The sequence below is a fragment of the Coleofasciculus sp. G1-WW12-02 genome (assembly GCF_040219735.1).
Taxonomy (GTDB): Bacteria; Cyanobacteriota; Cyanobacteriia; order Cyanobacteriales; family Coleofasciculaceae; genus Coleofasciculus.
In genome coordinates this window covers 1-20,172 of record NZ_JAVJRX010000075.1, presented here as the reverse complement: position 1 = coordinate 20,172, position 20,172 = coordinate 1, and the positions used below count along the sequence as shown (strand labels likewise).

Sequence of the window (20,172 nt, the reverse complement as noted above, 5' to 3'; positions counted from 1 at the left end):
TCCCCACAAGAGCAGGGGGTCATCTCATCCCCAGGCGTAACTTTCCGTCTGCCCGACGGTAGTTGTGCAAGACCTCGCAACGCTTTCATCAAAATATTGATGGCGGCGTTGGTGTCTCGGTCATTAATATATCCGCAATGTGGGCATTGATGAGTGCGAGTGGACAAGGTTTTCTTGACTTCTTGTCCGCAATTGGAGCAATCCTGAGAAGTGTAATGAGGCGCAACAGCAATCACTGGTACGTCAAATACTTTTCCAAAATACTCCAACCATTGCCGAAACAATGTCCAACTAGCATCACTGATTGACTTAGCTAAATGATGGTTCTTCACCATGTTTCGCACTTGTAGGTCTTCAATGGCTACCAAATCGCTAGATTGGATAAGCGCCCTTGCGGTCTTTACCGCAAAGTCTTTACGCCGCCTTGATACCTTGAGATGCACTCTACCCAGTTGCTTTATGGCTTTGAGACGATTCTTTGAACCCTTGGTTCTACGGGAAACACGTTTTTGTGCGCGTTTTAAGGCTTTCTGGGCTTTCCTTAAAAACCTGGGGTTCTCTACTTTGTTGCCATCAGAGTCAGTGTAGAAATGGTTTAAACCAACATCTATCCCTACCATTCGGTGCGTGGGTTCATGATGTTCCTTGTGCACCTTCTTGATGGAAAACTGAACATAATATCCATCAGCTCTACGTACAACACGAACTCGTTTAATCTGCTCTTTTTGGTAAAAATGCAAATCGCGAGTCCCCCACATCCTAAAAGTTCCAGCTTTAAATCCATCCCTAAATGTAATGGTTAATCGGTCATCCGATAATACCCATCCATCAACTTTGTACTCTACTGATCCGTGGGTTTGATGTTTTTTGAACTTAGGAAAGCCTTTCTTGCCTTGTACAGACCGTCCATGTTCGGTCTCTACCTTTTTGCAATTATCAAAGAACCGAGCTATGGCACTCCAAGCCCTTTGGGCAGACGCTTGACAAGCTTGAGCTGAGAGCTTTTTGCACCATTCAAATTGTTCTCTGAGTACCTTGCAGTATTTGTTGAGGTCGTACTTATTGACCCCAATGTTATCCATCCAGTATCTAAGGCAGGAATTACGCACAAAACGCGCAGTACGAATCATCTCGTCTAAGATGGCGTACTGCTGGTTTGTTCCTCGTAATTTTGCCTCGAATACTAGCATGACTGGTTTAACTCTATGCTTGTTATCTTAGCCTAGGATACAGAGGTTGTAAAAAAACAGGCATATTGAATACCTGTTTTTTCCTTGGGGGAGTGAAGGCACCCCCACTGTACTCCACTTCGTTGCGTTGAGGATGAGGTTCTATAGCTCCCCCAAACCCCCTCATTCCCATAGGCTAGAGGGCAATCCGTGGAAACGTCAAGAATCGTTACCACGACTTACGCACAGGCTTTACCGTTGAAGTGCCATCTGTAGGAGGGACACGACATGTCGTGTCCCTACCAAATTTGCCTTTTTGTATCTCAATTTACTGAAAAATTGGCAATTTCTGAGTAAGGACACAGCAGCATTACCATACAAGCGATCGCTTGCATCCTAATGCAGCCATACCCCTACAATAGTATAGACTGATTTTCAAGATACCCTTAGTAGGCAAGACCCATACTGCGGGTGGTTTCAGCGCCAAGATAAACTCGAACGCTCAAGAAATCGGTCGGACAAGCGGTTTCGCAGCGCTTGCAACCGATGCAATCTTCGGTACGTGGAGAAGAGGCAATCTGACCAGCTTTACAGCCATCCCAGGGTACCATCTCCAACACATCGAGGGGACAAGCCCGCACACATTGGGTGCAACCAATGCAAGTGTCGTAAATTTTGACGCTATGAGACATAGAATAACGACTCCAAACGAGAGTTATCGGTGATTGATTTAGATATCCTCCCCACGCTAATCCCAATTAGGGATACTCAGGGATTCTAATGGCATACCGTTTACCTGATGACTCAGGTAAGCTGATCACAGCCCCAACTTTTGACAAGCCCCCGTTAATCCCTATTCAGGTTAACGGTAGGTTCTGTGACAGTACGCAATCTATTATTGCAGATGGATCTGCTCACACACGGGCGATCGCTCTCGCGTCTAATCAAAGATGATCACAGGAGTCTTCTCGCCGATCGCGGTAAAACAGACAATGGATTAAGGCTTAGTTTACCGCAGCCCTCTCATCTGTTTGAGCATTAAGTTACAGAACTTTAAACTCTGTAACATCTGAGGTGAACTAAAAACGGATACATAAAGAATAACGGCACAAAAGTCAAGTTAGATTATGTCATCAATTCTAGAAAACAAAGATCAAAACCATCCGCAAGAAAAGAGCGATCGCGCGATCGTGGATAGTCTATTGAAAATAAAAGCTGATCCGACGGATTACCAGTTGACGGAATTGGCGCGGTTACGGATTCGCTATTCTCGGTTTCCTGGCGCTAGGGAGATTCAACAGGGGCTTGAGCGGATTCTTCAGCAGTGGAATTTAACAGAAGACGAGTTATTTGAGTTAACCCGTCAAATTCACAGCCAAGGTCAAGTTTCCAAGCAACCCCAGTCTGTAGATAGCCAAGATGACTGGACTTAGAATTAAGCTATCATTACATTTATCTGATAGTTGAGACTTTCCATCGCCCCTTACCCTCACTCTGTATCCACCGATTGCTTTTTGGGGATTGGCGGCAATTTTTTCAGGATATGTTGATGGTGATTGAGTCGATGTTCAGACTTAACCAACTCCTCATTAATGGATGCTAGATCATGCTCACGGGATTGATCCACTACCTTAACCGCCGCTGTTGTAATTTCAGCACTGGCGGCTTCTACAACTTGTGCTACTTCGATTTGGTGTTCTAACTGTTCCGTGGAGGAGACAAGTTCACTCAATCCGTTGACTAACTCTTTGAGATTTTGACGGAACCTAGGATCACCCGTTAAATCTTCCAAATCTGATGTAATCTTTTGCGTATTTTCAAAGGTTACCCGTGCTGAGTCTAATAGCTGTTGCAATACTATAGCAGTGCTGGGACTGTCCAACGAATTAGAGAGATCGCGCAAATCAGCAGATACCTCAGTCGCATTAGCGGAGAGGGTAGCTAAATTTTCGGAGGCGGTTTCAACGTTTTCGATAATGTTGCTGATATCCGCTTGATCGACTCGTGCATTCACTAAATCAATAGTCGTGTTGACATTTTCTAGAGCAGGTCTCAAGTCGCCTAACAGAATGCGTAACTGATCGCTGCTTTCACTAACACTGGCTAAAGTTCCGCCTAAAACCGCCCGATTTCTGCTGACTAAATCATTCGTTGAGGCAATTAATCGATTGAGTTGAACGGCTGTCTGGCTAAATTGCTCCGCCGTATTGCCAATACGTTGAGTCGTCTGGGTAGCCGCCGTCGTAATCGCATCAGACGCCTGAGAAAATCCGCCGACTTCTTGGCGCACGGAACGAGATAATAAAGATAATTCACCCGCAAGTTGAGCGATCCCACTGGCGGCGAGGGAGGCATTTTGGGCGAGGTCGTTAATATTATTAAAAAATTGGGGATCGGTGTAGATGGTGGTTAAGCGGTCAGTATTGCGGAGAAGTTCAACAAAGCTCACCCCAATCTCACCCTGAATCCGCTCACCGCTACAAATAATCACATCCGAATTACATTCAGGACTCAGAGGCTCCATCGATTGGATACTAGGGGACAATTGTTGGAGTGGGGTAATGTCTACCGAGGTTTCACCAATTAAACCTGATTGGTTGGCTTCAATAGCGACATCCTCTGGGATCACTAAGTCTTCTGATTCAATTTCAATGGTGACATCAACGCCATTGGTTGTGGCTTGAATATCCGTAATGTTGCCCACATCAACCCCGCGATAGCGCACAGTGGCTCCTTCTTTCATCCCGGCGACGTCAGGAAAGTTAACGACAAAGCTGTAACTGCTATCGCCAAACTTCAAACCCCGAATCCAAACGACCAAGCCGACAAACACTGCCAATCCAACTAGAATTAATAAGCCAACGGAGCCTTCTCGAACGGTTCGCGATCGCATGGTTTCTCCTCACTGTACCCTTAATAAACTACCCAGACCTGCTATCGCAGAGGTCTGGGTTTTCAGTAGCCCTGAAGTCATCGAACAAGCCAAGCTGAACATATTCGACAGTTCGATTTAACTTGCACGACAACCCCGTGCCTCCAGGCTGGTTTATAGACAGCCCCACAAGTGCAATATTATTGGCTCCGTTGAAATCAGCATCCCCATGCCAACCACAATGCCCACATTTAAAAGTCTTGCCACTACGGTAAGACTTTCCTTTTATCGGATGAATATGCAGGCACTTGTGACACATTTGGGAAGTATAGGCAGGGGGAATTGGGATAACTTGAACACCAGCACTCCTGGCTTTATACGCGATAAACGTTCGCAGTTGATAGAACGCCCACGAATTTGAGTGTCTTCGCTCAGTCTTGTTTCTCGGTTGCTGGTTAGTTCTTTCTCTAATGCCTGTTAAGTCTTCTATAGCAATTGAGGCACTTAACTCAACTGCTCGTTTGACCACCAACTTGGAAATGTTGTGGTTGAGCCATTGTTGGTAGCGCTTCTCCCTCCCCGACAGCCGTTTCAGAACAACTCGACATCTACGTCGAGTTGTTCTCGTGCCTTTCGAGGCTTTTTTCTGGAGAGATGCTCTAACTCTGGAAAACTTATCTCGCACCGACTGGATATGCAAGCCGTCCCACCTTTCATCCTCTGACGTAACAGCAATGTCGCGACGCCCTAAATCGACACCAATTACCTTATCGGTATTTTTTGGGTCTGGAGGGGTATCCTTAATCTGAATATGCAGGTAGAACTGACCGTCGCGGTGCTTACACAGTTGAGCTGAAGTCGGGTTCCTCCCTTTGAGTTTTCCTCTTTGGTAATTACCTGGCTTTAACTTAACTCGCTCTCTACCATGAATGGTGGCAAGGCTTACCGTCCAGTCGTGTTCACGAAGTCGAAACAAGTCCTTGTCACAATCCATACTGCTTGGTATAAAGCCTTTAACAGGCTTACCCTTTGAAAAGGCAACCTTTCGGTTAGCCGCTACTCTTGCACAAGCTCTGACTGCCATATTGGCTACCAAATTGAATTGGCTTTTAATGGTTTGATAAGTCAAAGATTGGATAGCAATTTTGTTAGTCAGTTTTGGTGCTGTATGTTCGTTCACGTAGTGGCAAGCATCCGCAAACGCCTGAAGGGTTGCCTCTAATTTGGCAACCTGTTCAGGGGAGGGTTGAAGCTTTATGACTATCGTGAGGACTTGTTTCATGGCTACCATTGTACCAACTAGCGGGAAATAACTGGAAATACTTCGGGCGTTTAGCGTTGGCATTTCCCGCTCTCCCCCAAAGGCTTACCTCCACTTCGTGAAGGTTGAAGCAAGATTCCCCTCGCGATTTAGGTGGTAGGGGTACGGCAATGCCGTACCCTATGCCCTAATATCACTGTCCGTACTTATCAGTTTTAGAGTTTTGCACAGATGAAAGAACCGGATTAGAAGCAGTATCAACATTGTCTAAAGCGGGTTTTAGAATCTGCCAAGCTTGTTGCGCTTCGGGTAAAAATTGATCCCGTGCGGCTTTAGCTTCAGCAAACTTGATTAACGTTTTGGCAAAACTCTTATCTGTCGCCTGCTGCATTTGTTCGGGAGTCAGGGGTTCGGGGCTAAAGAGTGCCTCAATTACCGGACGTAACTCCAACGCCTGCTGCTGTACCTCTTCTAAGCTAACTCGTAAACTGGCTAAATTCGCGATCGCCTTCACCGCTTGAATGATTTCCGGTTCATCTTCTGGCGATTCCACCGCTGATGGGGGTCCAACGACAATTAAATCTTCACTGCTTAACCCATCAGCAAAACTATTCGCATCTAAGCTGGTATCCTCTGGGTCATCCATCCGGCGTTCAATTTCTTCCAGCGCCTTTTTGCGACTGCGTTCACTGTCCGTTCTGCCGCTAACTTCAATAAATAAACCTAGTTCTTTTAAATGTTTGGTTGTGTACTGAATCGTCGATTTAGTCATAATCCTTTCGATGAACAATAATTATAAAATACGACAAATTGCTGTATCTTTAAAGAAAAACCAATGGCTTATCCTTAAACGGCGCAAACGCCTCAGCATCAAAGCGGTATAAAGACGCTGGACGACCGGCTCCCCGTGAGGCTTTTAGACCTGTATCGGCTAAAAAACCCAGCTTCAATAAACGAGTGCGGAAATTAGAATAATCCGAGAAGTTTTCGCCTAAAACAGTGGTATAGAGTTGATAGAGATCACTGAGCGTAAAAACATCAGGTAATACATCAAACGCTACGGGGCTATACTCCAACTTATTCCGCAAACGCTGATATCCATACTCGATAATTTTGCCATGATCGAAGGCTAGGGGAGGTATCTGCTTAACTGGATACCAAGCAATACCACTAACCCCCTCAGCAATAAACTGTGCTTCTTCAAACCGAACTAAGGCAAAGTAGCTAACCGATAGGTAACGAACACCAAAGCTTTTTGGGGATTCTCTGGGGTCGCGATTCGGACCGCCAAAGGTGTAGAGTTGTTCCAAGTAGAGATTATTGACCCGAATTTTCTCAACTAGAACCCGATGGGCGGCATCTTCTAGGGATTCTCCCCGACGTACCAGAGTTCCTGGCAAACTCCACTGACTAGAAAAAGGTTCATCCTGGCGCATGATTAATAGCACCAAGACGCGGTTTTGTTGAGTATCGACAGAGAAAATAACATTGTCAACACCGACTTTGAAGTCAGCTAACGCTGATTGGTTTATCGGTTTGATGCCGCGTTCTGACATGGTTATCCAAAACTGTGACGTTTTGAACTTAAAAATGTGATAGTCTCCATAAAAGTATAGCCAAGAACGCCCCTATACCTGAATAATTTGTGTTCATCTGTACAATTGTTCTCGATTAATGTAGTTTTCCACGGGAGGTGTGACCACTTCTGGGTCTTTTTTTTCACGATAGGCTGTGGAGGAAACTCCAGGTACATCGAGATCCGCGATCGCAACGTGAGTGTTAAGCTGCCTCAATCTCTCTAAACCTGCCTCGTCTATTTCATAACCGGGACGCGGTACAATCAGTAACTGTACCTGGCTGAGTAATTCTTCGATCCGATACCAACGGGGTATCTGATTGACTAAATCCGAACCTACCACTAGAGTATAGTCCACCCCATCCCCCCAAGTTTCCTTAGCTTTGGCTAACGTTTCTACAGTTCGGCTACAACTAAACTCCTCATGTACACCAATATTATTACGCGGTGTTTCAATTTCAGAAATTAACACCTCTAACATCCGCTTACGGTGTTCCAGGGAAGTTTGGTGAGACTTAAATGGATTATCTGACGCCCAGACAGCGACTTGGTCGTAGTGGTTTGACAACCATCTGAGAATGGTTTTATGAGCTGCAGTGGGTGGATCAGCACTCGTTCCGAATAAGGCAATAGTGGTCATGTCAAGTCCGGTAGCATCATCATTATATAGTGATACGGGGGGATACAGATAAAGGCTGGGTGTAATTGCTTCATCCTGATAATGGCAGCTATTAACCTGGTATTCCCTAAACGTTTAAGTCGCACTATTTCAAGAGGCGTTCTAGTCGTTTATATACATCATCATAGTTACGCTTACCAACCAAGATTACTTCAACCAAATCCTGATTCGGATTGAACCGATATACGATTCGGTACTCACCGCTATCAACCCGATAATAATCTGGATAACCGGATAGCTGTTTGCTATCAGTAGGCAGGGGGTCAACATTCAGTGCCAAGACTTTCTTAGCAATTTGAGCCGCAATTTTGGGTTGTAACCCCTTGAGAAAATCCAGAACAGTTTCTAGTCCATCAAGCTTCGCCATTTGCCAAACCCTGGAGAGTTGATGTGAATGTTTCTGTTCCCACCATCTGAGAGTTCTTCAGTGCGGCTACTGCTGTTTGACCTAAAAGCATATCTTCTAATTCTTCGAGGCGCTTGAGTAGTCGCTGGTAGGTCTGTGCGGACATAATCACATGGCTAGGTTGAGATTGCTGCGTCACCACAACAGGCTCAATAGCGGCTTGCTCAAACACTTCACTGTGGCGATCGCGGGCATCTATGAGAGTATAACTATGCATAGCTAGATTTAAGGTTCACGACTATTGGCATTCTGTCTTAATTGTAGATGACTATCGTCACCGTTCTATTCGGCTCAAGGAAGCAGACAGCTAGGAAGGATGTCAAGAATTAGACATCAGCGGCTTCTTGCTCTAATCGTTTTTCCGTTTGTTGAGTAAGCTGTTTTAATTCATCAGAAATTTCTACTTGTAGAGGCTGGGGATCGTCAAGTTGACGGATTGAATCAGGAATCATTGCCACAGTCGCCGCTGTGCGTTTTTTGATGTCCGCTAACGGTTCCGGTGGATTTAAGCGTTTACCCTCTTTAACCATCAGTTGCAGCACAGAATGTTCATGTTCTTGAGGGGATTCGGATGCAGTTGCTAGCCGATCTTTGATAATTTTTCCTTCAACGCAATGGCGAAAAACTTGTTTGCGCCCAGGATAGGTTTCCTTACTACTCGACTGCTTCATTGTGGGAATGCCATCCATTTCCACAAGTTTGTACACCCCATTAACCGGCTTACCTGTGACCAGTCGCGTACCGACACCATAGCCGTCAATAATACCACCCGCCTGTTTAATCTTGGCAATCTCCCATTCATCCATGTCACCACTGGCAAAGATTTTCGCCTCCGGTAGCAGCGAGTTCACTTGTTTAGACAGATCAGCAATATCTCCAGAATCTAAGCGCACACCTGCAACCTTCGTCTGATTCGCTTTGACCTGTTTTGCCAGACGTTGAGCCGCCGCAACTGTATCATAAGTATCAATTAATAGAGGCGCACTGGGAAAATAGCGTTGAAATGCACTAAATGCCTCATCCTCACTCCCAGATACAGCAACAATTGCCATAACCAGCGAATGTGCCATTGTACCACTAGGTTTTTGGTTCAACCTCAGTGCCGCGACCACATTTGAGGTAGAATCAAATCCTGCGGCTAATGCTGCCCGTGCTGCCCAGATTGACCCCTGAGGACTAAACGCACGGCGGGCACCAAATTCCAACAGCTTGGCATCCTCTCCAGCAACATCTCGCATCCGTGCAGCCCGAGTCGCAATTAGGGTTTGGTAGTTAATTGTATTCAGAATATAAGTTTCTACCAGTTGAGCTTGCCACAGGGGGGCTTCCACCCGCAGCAAGGGTTCATTGGCAAATACGGCGGTTCCTTCGGGTACAGCCCAAACATCCCCAGAGAATCGTCCTGACTTGAGTACTGACCAAAAGCGTTCTGGGACTTGCTCAAACAGCCCTGTTGCCTGCAATGCCTCTATTTGAGATTCATCGAATTGAAGCTTCTCTAGATAATCTAACGCCTGTGCTAAGCCCATGGCAATTAAATAGCCAAAGCCGTTAGGTAAACGTCGCACGAATAACTCAAAGCTAGCGCGTCGATTCTCTAAACCTTCACCAACATAGCAAGCTACCATGGTCAGTTCATACAGATCAGTCAATAGACTGTAATCGGCTGGAGTCAGAGTGAGTTGTTGGTCTTCCTGTAGCATAGGTTTGCTGAAGATTATTAATGAACTACAGCGACTTCAACGAAGTAAGTCGCTGTTTCTGGCGCTTCCTTGCTCCTAGTTGCCGCATACTTCCGCATTTGGTAGCGCTAGGCAGCTCGGCGTCTTGAGAGGCTCGTTCCAAACCCCTTGCCCAAATCTCATTAACTTGGGCAGCATTAACGTCTCTATCCTCAACATGATTACACTCACGATTAGAGCAAATATGAACTCTATCAGCCAAGGTCTTAGGTGTTACTTCCCAACATTTAGCGCATCTTTGAGTCGGTTTGAGTTTCTGAGTCGGGGACTCAACATAGAATCCGCCAGCCTCAGCCGCTTTGTAATCCAACAATTGACCTATAATTCCAAATCCAACATCAAGGATAGAGCGATTTAAACCCGCTTTTTGCTTTTTACGCTTACCTTTTTTGGCTCGGCGAGTCATCCCTTTAACGTTTAACTGCTCATTAGCGATTAGGCTATTACCGCTGACTATATCGCTAGTTGTTTTATGGAGCCAATCTTTTCTTTGACACCCTACTTTGCTTTGGAGTTTAGAAACCCTCTTGCGTTCCTTTTTCCATCGGCTTGAACCTTTTATCTTTTTCTTCCTGTTGGGCGCTCTCTTACGTCTTAAACGCTTTGATGCCGCCTTGACCTTTCTGTGTCCCTCCTTAATAAAGTCAGGTTTAGCAATCTTTTCGCCTGTCGATAGCGTTATTGCGTCTTTACAGCCTAGGTCAATACCGATAGAGCCTGTACTTGTCTTGCGGACTGGCTCACACTGGAGTGTAATAGATGCGTACGATTTGCCATTTCTCAAGCAAATCGTACATGTTGTTGCTCTCCCCCAAGTTCTAGCTCGACCTCTCATCTGAATCTTCAAGCCCAAGTCTCGCAGCTCTAAGTGACCGTTTTTGCCATTAGAAGAAACTTTCCAGCTTGCTTTATCTGGATAAGTCCAACCTGCATATCTACCCTTGGCTTTGAACTTGGGATATTTCCCTAAACCTTTAAAAAACCTCTGATAGGCGAAATCAACACGCTTTAACGTAGCTTGTAACGTGTGAGAACCTAATTCAGCGTACTCAATCCAAACTTTCTTGAACTCAGGTAAACAATTCTGTTGCTCAAAATAATCTACAGAATGACCAAAGTGTTTGTATTGCGTCCGGCGATTTGCGATAGCCGCATTATAGAGTTCGCCATGCATTTTTCTAGCCCAATGTAACTTGTCACACTGAGATTTGTTGGGATATAATCTGTAGGTTACTCGACGTGTTTTCATGCTACTATTCTATCAAAAGTCTAGCAATTTGACAGGCTTCGGGATGTTGAATCCCTCGCCTGTCCGCTATCCTTCTCCGGCTTACTTCGTTGAAGCCGGAGATTGCCGCGAGCCGCGTTCACAAAGGGAAAGCAGGGAAGCCATGCTGTACTATAAGGAATTAGTACTCTGACCGCGACCTGGTACAGGAATCAGTTCAGTTGCCCCAATTATAGTAGAAATCACCAAAAATAGTTATCTAACAGGTACTGGACTTGGGACAAACTTCGTAGGGGATGTCGGGCTTTTCCGGAAAGGGTGCAACAAATTATTACAGAATGTCAAGGATGTAAACGAAAATTTATACAAATAGCGAATAATCGGGCGTTTGACTGAACCTTAGGAAAAGTATTGCAAACATAATCAAATAAATGTTGCAAAATACTGTTTTTCTGTGGCGCATCCCTCATAATTAACAAGTGAATTGCATACGAATACATCAATTTAAATCTGACTGAGCTTTACTCTATTAGGAGGATGTTATGAATATTTCCAAACTGTTTGCAGACATGACCCAATATATATCGGAAGCGGTTGTCAGAATTTTTGGTCCCAGCGACGATGCTTATCCGTCTACAGGCGTACAACCCTTCAGTGGTGAACCCTTCCACAAACCCAGAGGAGCGGATTGGTAACCTAGAAAAGAAAATCGGTAAAAAGTTGGTTTGGTAACTATTCATGGGTTCATTTAAAAAAGTTAAGTTGGTGAAGAATGTTAAGTTTCTTCACCAACTTTTATTTAGGTATTTATTAAAAGGAAATTTATTTGAGAAGCTGACCACTAGGTTTCTACTACCTTCGACCGCTCTGATGGAGAGTTTAGTCTCCCGTTGGTAGTAACAAAGTGAAGGAAGCGACAAAAACTTCACACCACCTTTGTTCAGCAATTTGGTTACACCGTTTGCACATCTGACGTCGCTCTCCTTCGATGTACAACAAATGGATCACTGCGGCAAAACTTCCAATCCGGTGCAATTCCTTTGTTATTTCCTATAGTAGCGGCTAAACCCTTTCAGGTTATCGCTCGTCAGGTATAAAGGACAACAATTTGCTATCCATCTAAAAGAGTAGAAGTTTTGGGTTTACAAGGAGAGTTGACGCAATTGATGTTGCTGTTGATTGAACTGTCGTTGTTCTAGGGATAACAACTTGTACTCAATGGGAGGACGCATATCCCACTGAGTTTCGGCAAACATCAGTAGAGAGGCACTCATCACGATACCCGTGGCGAGAAACTGCCATCCCCCTACATAGTTTAAAAGAGCAATACCCAGTAAATGAATGATACCTGCTAGGGTAAAGGCACGCGATCGCATCCCTATTCCTGTCCCTAGGTAACCCACAGCGCACAATCCCAACCATAGAGGACAAAGGCGAATCAACACATGTCCCCAACCCAGGAAGATGCTCAAATCGGTGAGAATGACACCACCCACCATAAGGACTCCCCAAAAATAAAGTAACCAGTTGAGGCGTTCGACTTTTACCCAAAAGTTAGTGAGTAATACCATCGCTGCGATGCCCATTAGGGTGAGTCCTGACCAAAGTCCCGCTTGGAGTTTCCAGCTAATCGGCAAAAATTGGGCGGTGATGAAAATCATGGCACAAATTAGACCCCAGAACAGGAATACCTGGTCGATACGGGTATAAAAGGCAGATAGCAGTGTCTTGTGTCCGAGTTGCCAATGCAGGCGTAACAATCCTTGACGGTCTTGGTAGTCGAGTTCGTGCTGTTTGATACGAATAATTGGCTCTGTGGGATTGAAGAAGTTCATGCTATATCTACGTTTGGCAAGAAAGTGTTGTAAAACGTGATCTGTCTAGAGGATGATTTTTTAACTATATTAACAATATATTACAAAATGTGTAGATTATGATCATCAAACTCAAACTAGAGGAAACAGTTGATGAAGGTAAAACGCCAAAGCCGCACTGGCTACAGGTACGGTAAGATTATCCAAGCCCCACTTCGAGAACATTTCCAAAGCGGTAGCCCCTAACGCGACAACTATAGGCACTAACCAGGTTTGCCAAACATTACCCTGGACGCCAAATAGAATTAAACAACTGACCCCATAGCTGATGAGAGTCATCGTCACAGAACCTTCCCAGCTTTTTGTCATCCCCCAGATTTGGTACTTATGCTGCCCAAATCGCTGACCAATCAGTCCCGCTAGTCCATCTCCCCAGGTCATGACTAAAATTCCAATGGCAGCATAGTGGAATTGATGGGGCGACCAAAACCAGGCGATGAGGATACCAATACTCACAGCATAGAAGAAAGTGCCAAAACTTCTACGTCCTACACTGTTGATACCGGGCAGAAATGGCACATAATACGACGAGAGTGCGATCGCGCTAGCGATGATGGATGCGGCTATACCAACCCAGGCGGGAATTTGTAACCACCAAGCCACTAAAATAACATTGCCTGTACCGATGTGAACCACTTTGCGTGCTAATTCTGAACTGGTCGAAGTGTGACGATGGAGTGTCTCAGCGGATAGCACAATCACACCTAGCCCCAGTGCCACAATACTAATCTGGAGCCATAACGCCGGAATTGATTCAAACCAAGGTATTGAGTCAAGCAAGAGTTAACACGAATAACACAGGAGTGCCTTATCTGAGCGATCCGCCAGAAGACCCTCCCTTGAGCGCGACGGGATGAATGGCGAGTTGTGAAGATTTAGGCAATACATTATCATAGTATCAAGTTGTAATGATGAAAATTTTATTAATTTGGCTAATTCGAGGCTATAAAACCTTTATTTCCCCTATCTTTGGGCCAACCTGTCGATTTCACCCAACCTGTTCAACCTATGCCCTACAAGCCATTGAACGCTTTGGAGTGTGGCGTGGGAGTATCCTCGCACTGCGGCGCATCTTACGCTGTCATCCATTTCATCCGGGGGGTTACGATCCGATTCCGGAAGCGACTTGCAACAATAAGAGGGGAGACGGGAAGCGGGGTAAGTAGCTGTGCAGATAGAGAAGTAGCAGAGGGAACAGCCGATCTGTAGGGGCGGGTTTTACAGATAACGTTTTGGCACTGTCGGTGAAACTTAACTAAACCCGCCCTGACTAAGTGTGAGAGTTTTGACGCTTCTTGCCGAGAGAGATAAATCCGCTAAATCGCGTATTAAGAATCATAACTATTGCGGAGGAAATTACCTAAGTAGAAATACACAATAGTAGTTAAGCACATACGACTTATTAAGGGCTTACGCCATTGAGTTATCTAAGCAGTATCTCCGTGTCTCAGCGTAAGTCCTTTTTCTTTATGCTTTCTCAAACTTGATCTTAGTTAACCATAGCTGAGCTGATCTTACTCTGACAGTCCGCATTCTTTAATAAATCTAACATTTCTTTACAAAGAGACACAAACTTCTCCGTGATTCTACGGTGATACAAAGGAACTAGCTGCCAAATTTCCGGAAATATACTGATTATTTTGCTCTTTGATTTGGATATGTTCTAAAAGGAAACACTGTATTCTTTAGCCCCTGAACGCTTGTTCTGACGGTCAGGGGATTTTTTGTACCTGTCTTGAGTTATTAGTCTGATGGCGGTGCTAGAAAATAAAGGACTAATGACCAAAGACAAATCATGATGAAACCCTATTACCAGATTCTGATTCGAGACTGTGGAGAACCCCTCGTTCCCATACCCTTGGAGCAGTTCGCGGTGGAATCCCCTCATCCTTATGAAAAACTGGGCGCTCCTTATGGGAAAACGTCTCCCTATCATTTGCGCCAGACGGTGTTAGAGGCATTAATTGCAGCTCAAAATGACCTGCAACAGCGATGTCCGGGTTGGCGTATCCTAATTTTTGATGCCTATCGTCCTGTAGCGGTTCAGCAATTTATGGTCAACCATACTTTCGCTGAAGTTGTGCGATCGCACAACCTAAACCCAGCGACTCTATCGGAAACACAACGCCAGATGATCTGGCAGCAAGTTTATCAGATTTGGGCATTACCGAGTCCTGACCCCTTAACCCCACCGCCTCATAGTACCGGTGCAGCCGTGGATATTACTCTAGTTAATCACCAGGGTGAGACGATTGACATGGGTTCGGAGATTGACGAACTCTCACCCCGATCTCATCCAGATTACTACGCCCAGGAGTGGCAACTCCCCTATCATGCCCATCGGCAACTGTTACGGGATATCATGCAAAAGGCAGGATTTCAGCGCCATCCGGGGGAGTGGTGGCACTTCTGCTGCGGCGATCAGATGTGGGCGTGGTTGTGCCATCAACAGAACCCAAGCCAGAGATTTATCGCTCGTTATGGTCGAGTGGCTGGTGTTCCTCCCTGCTCTGAAGAGCCAGGGCTTCCCCCATAGGAAAAGGCTCCAAGGCAGAAGGTTTAAAGATAAAGGGGACAATAAAAGCAGATTGGGTATTAAACCGATATTCTGGGTAAAGACGATTTTTTTGTCTGTCGATCACTCCCATCTGAACAGGTTATGATTGCACCAAAACAAGTCTATGTTCTCTTATTCAATGCTCGTACAGAAAACGAGGGGATTCACACCCTGCAAATCGGCGATCGCAATGTGGTGTTAATGTTTGAGTCAGAGGACGACGCGATCCGTTTTGGCGGGATGCTAGAAGCCCAGGATTTCCCTAGCTCCTCTGTGGAAGCGCTGGAGGTTGAGGAAATTGAAGAATTCTGCCAAAGTGCCGGTTATGATTGCCAGCTAGTTGAAAGCGGGATGTTGGCATTACCGCCGGAAAAAAATGTGGAAAAAACGGACTGGCAAGCCGATGCTGCGCCAACTCAAGAACCAGAGATCTCTGATCTGGATCGAATTCGCCGTCAGCTAGAGGGATTGTTGTAAGCGGAATTATAGTGAAGTAATTCAACAACCCTAACCTAGCTATCGCTCTTTGGTTAGGGATTGCCGGACAAACGGCAATTTAAACCGTTGAATACCGCACAGAGTCTAAACCTGGTACAAACTCTTGGATACTTCCCTAGTCCAAGTTATCTTTAAGGCTTTTTGTCAAGTCGCCCTGCAAGTTAGGACATCTTGGTTTAGATGCGGGAAGGGACATAGTGGTCAGTGGTCAGTGGTCAGTAATTGGCTGATAACTGGTAACTGATAACTGGTAACTGATAACTGATAACTTAACTCGTGAGGATTATCTCCATGTTACGAGTACCAGTTCTATCAAAGTCAGGTAAACCCTTGATGCCAACCAAAGCTAGTCGTGCTAGACGTTGGTTAAAAGAAGGTAAAGCTAAAGTTGTGCATAACGATTTAGAATGTTTTGCCATTCAGTTAACCTTTGAAACAGGGGAGAACACTCAGCCGATAGCCATAGGAATAGACCCAGGCAAATGCTACTCAGGCGCCGCCGTTCAATCAAAGCTTGCCACCCTCTGGATGGCTCATCTAGTTCTACCGTTCAAAACGGTTAAAGAACGGATGGAATTACGGCGAGTCATACGTCGAGCAAGACGGGGAAGACGAATTAACCGAAAGTTACCCTACTCTGAGCGGTGTCATCGTCAAAAGCGGTTTGAGAATCGTAGACAAGCTAAACTACCTCCCTCGATTCGAGCTAATAAACAGTTAGAGTTGCGGGTGGTTAAAGAGCTGTTTAAGTTGTTCCCTGTTAGCGCCATTCACTATGAGTTAGTCATGGCTGATGTGGACAAAACCAGTGGTCGCAAGTCTGCTCGTTCTGGTGTCGGCTTCTCTCCGGTAATGGTAGGGCAACGACAGATGCTAACTTGGCTATCTAAGTTAGCTCCAGTTAAAACTCATCAGGGATGGCAAAGAGACGGTAACGGAACTAGCCAGCTTAGACAGTGGTTGGGATTAGCCAAAGACAAGAAAAACAAAGCTTGCTCTACACCAGTGACACACGCCGTCGATGGAGTGACCTTAGCCACGTTTGAGTTTGTTCAATGGCGGGAATGGCATTCCAGTAACGCCAAGCATGGTAACTGGGAAGGTGGTGTTCAGATTACACCAGCGTCGTTTGCGGTAGTCCGTAGACCGCCCGTTAGTCGCAGACAATTACATCTTTGTGTTCCATCTAAGGGTGGCAGGCGACGCAAGTATGGCGGTACAGTTACTCGTCATAACTTCAGAAAAGGAGACAAGGTTGTAGCCGAAAAAGCGGGAAAGATTTATATAGGTTGGTGTTCTGGAGACACCCAAACTCAAGTTTCAGTTAGTGACGTTAATTGGAAAAGACTAGGGCAATTTACTGTCAGAAAAGTCCAGTTGTTGCAGCGAAGCACGGGGTTAATCATCGTGCCTTCACCTGGATTGTCAAACCTTATCGCGCCCTTGCGACACGGTTTGACCTCTATTCCTCTCCGGGTTGCTTCGCTGAACCCAGAGTCTCACGAGATAAGCGATGAAAAAGTTGGAGGAGCGGGGTTATCTGCTAACGGAACAGGTGAACCCTCAGAGTCAGAATCTAGACCAACTCACCTCGCTAGAGTTAGTGGATTTGTTTAATCGCGAGGATGAGAAAACAATTCGTGCGATCGCCGCCGTTCGGACTCAACTGGCACAAGCGATTGATCGCACGGCGCAAGCTCTGAAACAAGGGGGGCGTCTGTTTTATGTTGGTGCAGGTACGAGCGGACGCTTAGGGGTATTGGATGCGGCTGAATGTCCTCCCACCTTTTGTACCCCACCCGAACTGGTGCAAGGGATTATCGCCGGTGGTGCAGGGGCGTTAATCCGGAGTTCGGAAAACTTGGAAGATCAAGAAGAAGACGGCAGCGAAGCGATCGCGCATCGTCAGGTGACGGAACTGGATGTCGTAGTTGGCATTACCGCAGGTGGGACAACACCCTATGTGCGCGGGGCGCTGCAAGCCTCACGACAGCGAGGCGCCACGACAATTTTGCTCGCCTGTGTCCCCGCCGAACAAGTTAGTTATGAGGTGGATTTAGATATTCGCTTACTCGTCGGGCCAGAAATTCTCGCCGGTTCAACGCGCTTAAAAGCCGGAACTGTGACCAAAATGGTATTGAATATCCTGTCTACGGGTGTGATGGTGCAACTGGGCAAAGTCTACGGCAATCGCATGGTCGATGTCGCGGTCACCAATAAAAAACTCCATGACCGTGCTTTAAGAATGCTACAAGACCTGACTGATCTTAGCCGAGACGAAGCCGGGTTTTTACTCGAGAGCAGTGGGCGGCGGGTTAAACTGGCACTACTGATGCACTGGACAGGAGAGGATGCCACAGTCTGCGATCGCCTGTTGAGTCAACAGCAAGGCAATCTTAGACAAGCATTACTCACTTATCAGAACAGTGGTGAGTAATTCATCAAGGGCGACTTCCCGCAGCTTCCCTACTCAGCTACAGTAGAACTATTGCCTCTAGCTGCTACAAGTTTCATTAAACATGTTCAACGGATCAGAGACGACTGCAACAGTTTTACTTCTCCTTGTCGCACTTGGTGTCATCGGTTGGGGATTTAAGCGTGCCCTATCTTACGGCAAACTTGGCATCCTCGCCTGGTTGCAGTCCCTCGTGTTGACGGTTCCTTGGCTGATATTTTTTGTCCTATTGGCTGCCGGAATTTATCTGAATATTGTTGGTATCTTATTTTTATTGGTGGTTTCAACCGGGATCTATATTTTCCTAGGCAAACGTTTGCGGGAGGAAGGTGAAGATGCCATCTTGCACAAGCGTGCCAACCAGTTACTCCATGAGAAATCAGATACCAGCGACAGCCAAAATTTGCCGTCGCCAGGAGACAGTGCCGCAACAACCTCTCCATCACCCGACAGTAGTGGTCCGGCAGGAACTGATGTTATACCCATTTCGCCAGAAGATCTCAAAACTATCCAGGGGATTTTTGGTATCGATACATTCTTTGCCACAGAAACCATTCCCTATCAGGAAGGGGTGATATTTAAGGGAAATCTGCGCGGCGGTGAGCCTGAGGCGGTGCATTCCCGTTTATCTGCCAGTTTAGAACAACGGTTGGATGATCGCTACCGACTCTTTTTAGTCGAAGATCCTGAAGGGAAGCCGGTGGTGATTGTTTTACCCAGTAGCAACGATCCCCAACCGCTAACGATTCCACAGAAAATTTTGGCAGGGGTGTTGCTGGTGTCTACCCTCGCCACTAGCTTAGAAGCCGCTGGATTTTTGCTCAATTTTGATTTGTTTACCACGCCTGAACGGTTTAAGGAAACCTTACCTCTGGGTTTGGGGATTTGCATAGTTTTGGCAGTTCATGAATTGGGTCATTGGTGGGCAGCACGGCGTCATCAGGTTCGCCTGAGTTTCCCCTTTTTTATTCCCAGTTTACAAATCGGTTCCTTTGGGGCGATTACCCGCTTTGAATCCTTGGTGCCTAACCGTAAAGCTTTGTTTGACATTTCTTTAGCTGGACCTGCGGCGGGTGGTATTGCGTCGGTGTTACTGCTGCTGCTGGGCTTGGTTTTGTCTCATCAAGGCAGTACCTTTCAGGTTCCGGCTCAATTTTTCCAAGGTTCGGTTTTAGTTGGTGGGTTAGCCCGGATCATTTTGGGTTCGTCTATGCAAGCACCGATTGTTGATGTTCACCCCTTAACGATTACGGGTTGGTTGGGGTTAGTGATTAGCGCGTTGAATTTAATGCCCGCCGGACAGTTAGATGGGGGGCGGGTTGTTCAAGCTATCTACGGACGCAAAACGGCTCGAGGCACGACGATTGCTACGTTGATCATCTTGGGAATTGTGGCACTAGCGAATCCAGCTAATCCATTGATTTTGTATTGGGCAATTATCATTTTGTTTTTGCAACGTTCTTTGGAGCGTCCTAGTCTCAATGAAATTACGGAACCCGATGATACGAGAGCAATTTTAGGTTTGGTGGCGCTGTTTTTAATGGTGGCAACATTGATTCCCTTCACGCCCGCGTTGGCGGTGCGTTTGGGTATTGGTAGCTAAGAGGTGTACAGGTGCACAGGTACAGGGGAGCAGGAGAAGCCAATCTGTAATGGCAATTACTCGGCGACAGGAATTGTAGACAGCGCGATCGCGTTTTGTTTGATTTATTGAGGCTCTCCCGTACCTAGGGTGATAAGCAAACCTGATTATTCTTGGAAACTTTGTGGGGCAAGACTTTCAAAACAATGTTTTTAGGGAAGCTATCACTAATATAGGCTTTTCCACCACAAGTACGGGAGAGCCGTTTTAGTT

General features: G+C 46.0%; 22 protein-coding genes. 9 read left to right on the top strand and 13 right to left on the bottom strand.

Translation table 11 applies throughout. The features are described 5' to 3' along the window. On the bottom strand, positions 1 to 1,190 hold a 1,190-nt coding region (locus RID09_RS12985), incomplete at its 3' end, for an RNA-guided endonuclease InsQ/TnpB family protein (RefSeq protein ID WP_446336351.1). Between the two features lie 425 nt (positions 1,191 to 1,615). Continuing rightward, positions 1,616 to 1,861, bottom strand: coding sequence for a photosystem I iron-sulfur center protein PsaC (gene psaC / locus RID09_RS12980; RefSeq protein WP_006616272.1), 246 nt, complete (start codon positions 1,859 to 1,861; stop codon positions 1,616 to 1,618). A 212-nt stretch (positions 1,862 to 2,073) separates the two neighbouring features. On the opposite strand from psaC, the gene RID09_RS12975 reads away from it, so the two are divergent. Next, positions 2,074 to 2,211: a hypothetical protein gene (locus tag RID09_RS12975; protein WP_446336350.1), complete on the top strand. Its 138-nt coding sequence runs from the start codon at positions 2,074 to 2,076 to the stop codon at positions 2,209 to 2,211. Positions 2,212 to 2,296: 85 nt separating this feature from the next. After that, positions 2,297 to 2,602: a DUF3288 family protein gene (locus RID09_RS12970; protein WP_446336349.1), complete on the top strand. Its 306-nt coding sequence runs from the start codon at positions 2,297 to 2,299 to the stop codon at positions 2,600 to 2,602. 56 nt (positions 2,603 to 2,658) lie between these two features. On the opposite strand, the gene RID09_RS12965 is transcribed toward RID09_RS12970, so the two are convergent. The 9 genes from RID09_RS12965 to RID09_RS12925 form a co-directional block, all read right to left on the bottom strand. Further along, the gene (locus tag RID09_RS12965; RefSeq protein ID WP_446336348.1) at positions 2,659 to 4,062 is read right to left on the bottom strand and encodes an MlaD family protein; all 1,404 of its coding nucleotides are present in this window, start codon (positions 4,060 to 4,062) and stop codon (positions 2,659 to 2,661) included. A 28-nt stretch (positions 4,063 to 4,090) separates the two neighbouring features. Next, a complete protein-coding gene (locus tag RID09_RS12960; protein WP_446336354.1) occupies positions 4,091 to 5,323 on the bottom strand; it encodes an RNA-guided endonuclease InsQ/TnpB family protein in 1,233 nt (410 codons plus the stop codon). 172 nt (positions 5,324 to 5,495) lie between these two features. After that, on the bottom strand, positions 5,496 to 6,074 hold the full coding sequence (locus RID09_RS12955; RefSeq protein WP_446336347.1) for a hypothetical protein: 579 nt from the start codon (positions 6,072 to 6,074) through the stop codon (positions 5,496 to 5,498). A 49-nt stretch (positions 6,075 to 6,123) separates the two neighbouring features. After that, positions 6,124 to 6,858, bottom strand: a complete 735-nt coding sequence (locus tag RID09_RS12950) for an NUDIX hydrolase (protein WP_446336346.1) — start codon at positions 6,856 to 6,858, stop codon at positions 6,124 to 6,126. A 93-nt stretch (positions 6,859 to 6,951) separates the two neighbouring features. Then, positions 6,952 to 7,518 carry a nicotinate-nucleotide adenylyltransferase gene (locus tag RID09_RS12945; protein ID WP_446336345.1) on the bottom strand — a complete coding sequence of 189 codons (567 nt, stop codon included), beginning with the start codon at positions 7,516 to 7,518 and terminating at the stop codon, positions 6,952 to 6,954. A gap of 124 nt (positions 7,519 to 7,642) precedes the next feature. Then, entirely contained in the window at positions 7,643 to 7,924 is a 282-nt protein-coding gene (locus RID09_RS12940) for a type II toxin-antitoxin system RelE family toxin (protein ID WP_446336344.1), read from the bottom strand. Continuing rightward, positions 7,911 to 8,180 carry a type II toxin-antitoxin system Phd/YefM family antitoxin gene (locus RID09_RS12935; RefSeq protein WP_446336343.1) on the bottom strand — a complete coding sequence of 90 codons (270 nt, stop codon included), beginning with the start codon at positions 8,178 to 8,180 and terminating at the stop codon, positions 7,911 to 7,913. Before RID09_RS12935 ends, RID09_RS12940 begins: the two co-directional genes overlap by 14 nt. A gap of 109 nt (positions 8,181 to 8,289) precedes the next feature. Continuing rightward, the gene (locus RID09_RS12930; RefSeq protein ID WP_446336342.1) at positions 8,290 to 9,666 is read right to left on the bottom strand and encodes a nicotinate phosphoribosyltransferase; all 1,377 of its coding nucleotides are present in this window, start codon (positions 9,664 to 9,666) and stop codon (positions 8,290 to 8,292) included. 25 nt (positions 9,667 to 9,691) lie between these two features. Next, complete coding sequence (locus RID09_RS12925) at positions 9,692 to 10,954, bottom strand: RNA-guided endonuclease InsQ/TnpB family protein (RefSeq protein WP_446336341.1); 1,263 nt, start codon at positions 10,952 to 10,954, stop codon at positions 9,692 to 9,694. A gap of 521 nt (positions 10,955 to 11,475) precedes the next feature. Here RID09_RS12925 and RID09_RS12920 point away from each other — a divergent pair. Beyond that, positions 11,476 to 11,628, top strand: coding sequence for a hypothetical protein (locus RID09_RS12920; protein ID WP_446336340.1), 153 nt, complete (start codon positions 11,476 to 11,478; stop codon positions 11,626 to 11,628). A gap of 447 nt (positions 11,629 to 12,075) precedes the next feature. On the opposite strand, the gene RID09_RS12915 is transcribed toward RID09_RS12920, so the two are convergent. Beyond that, positions 12,076 to 12,768 carry a hypothetical protein gene (locus RID09_RS12915; protein ID WP_446336339.1) on the bottom strand — a complete coding sequence of 231 codons (693 nt, stop codon included), beginning with the start codon at positions 12,766 to 12,768 and terminating at the stop codon, positions 12,076 to 12,078. A 111-nt stretch (positions 12,769 to 12,879) separates the two neighbouring features. After that, on the bottom strand, positions 12,880 to 13,587 hold the full coding sequence (locus RID09_RS12910) for a diacylglycerol/polyprenol kinase family protein (RefSeq protein WP_446336338.1): 708 nt from the start codon (positions 13,585 to 13,587) through the stop codon (positions 12,880 to 12,882). A 131-nt stretch (positions 13,588 to 13,718) separates the two neighbouring features. Here RID09_RS12910 and yidD point away from each other — a divergent pair, with 131 nt between their 5' ends. The 6 genes from yidD (at position 13,719) to RID09_RS12880 (ending at position 19,920) form a co-directional block, all read left to right on the top strand. Then, a complete protein-coding gene (yidD, locus tag RID09_RS12905) occupies positions 13,719 to 13,973 on the top strand; it encodes a membrane protein insertion efficiency factor YidD (RefSeq protein ID WP_446336353.1) in 255 nt (84 codons plus the stop codon). A gap of 632 nt (positions 13,974 to 14,605) precedes the next feature. Further along, on the top strand, positions 14,606 to 15,343 hold the full coding sequence (locus RID09_RS12900) for a M15 family metallopeptidase (RefSeq protein WP_446336352.1): 738 nt from the start codon (positions 14,606 to 14,608) through the stop codon (positions 15,341 to 15,343). Between the two features lie 123 nt (positions 15,344 to 15,466). Beyond that, complete coding sequence (locus tag RID09_RS12895; protein ID WP_446336337.1) at positions 15,467 to 15,841, top strand: DUF3110 domain-containing protein; 375 nt, start codon at positions 15,467 to 15,469, stop codon at positions 15,839 to 15,841. Between the two features lie 312 nt (positions 15,842 to 16,153). Beyond that, on the top strand, positions 16,154 to 17,479 hold the full coding sequence (locus tag RID09_RS12890; protein WP_446336336.1) for an RRXRR domain-containing protein: 1,326 nt from the start codon (positions 16,154 to 16,156) through the stop codon (positions 17,477 to 17,479). Next, positions 17,376 to 18,299: an N-acetylmuramic acid 6-phosphate etherase gene (gene murQ, locus RID09_RS12885; protein WP_446336335.1), complete on the top strand. Its 924-nt coding sequence runs from the start codon at positions 17,376 to 17,378 to the stop codon at positions 18,297 to 18,299. The genes RID09_RS12890 and murQ overlap by 104 nt, the downstream gene beginning before the upstream one ends. A gap of 82 nt (positions 18,300 to 18,381) precedes the next feature. After that, on the top strand, positions 18,382 to 19,920 hold the full coding sequence (locus RID09_RS12880) for a site-2 protease family protein (RefSeq protein ID WP_446336334.1): 1,539 nt from the start codon (positions 18,382 to 18,384) through the stop codon (positions 19,918 to 19,920). The last annotated feature ends 252 nt before the right edge of the window (positions 19,921 to 20,172 follow it).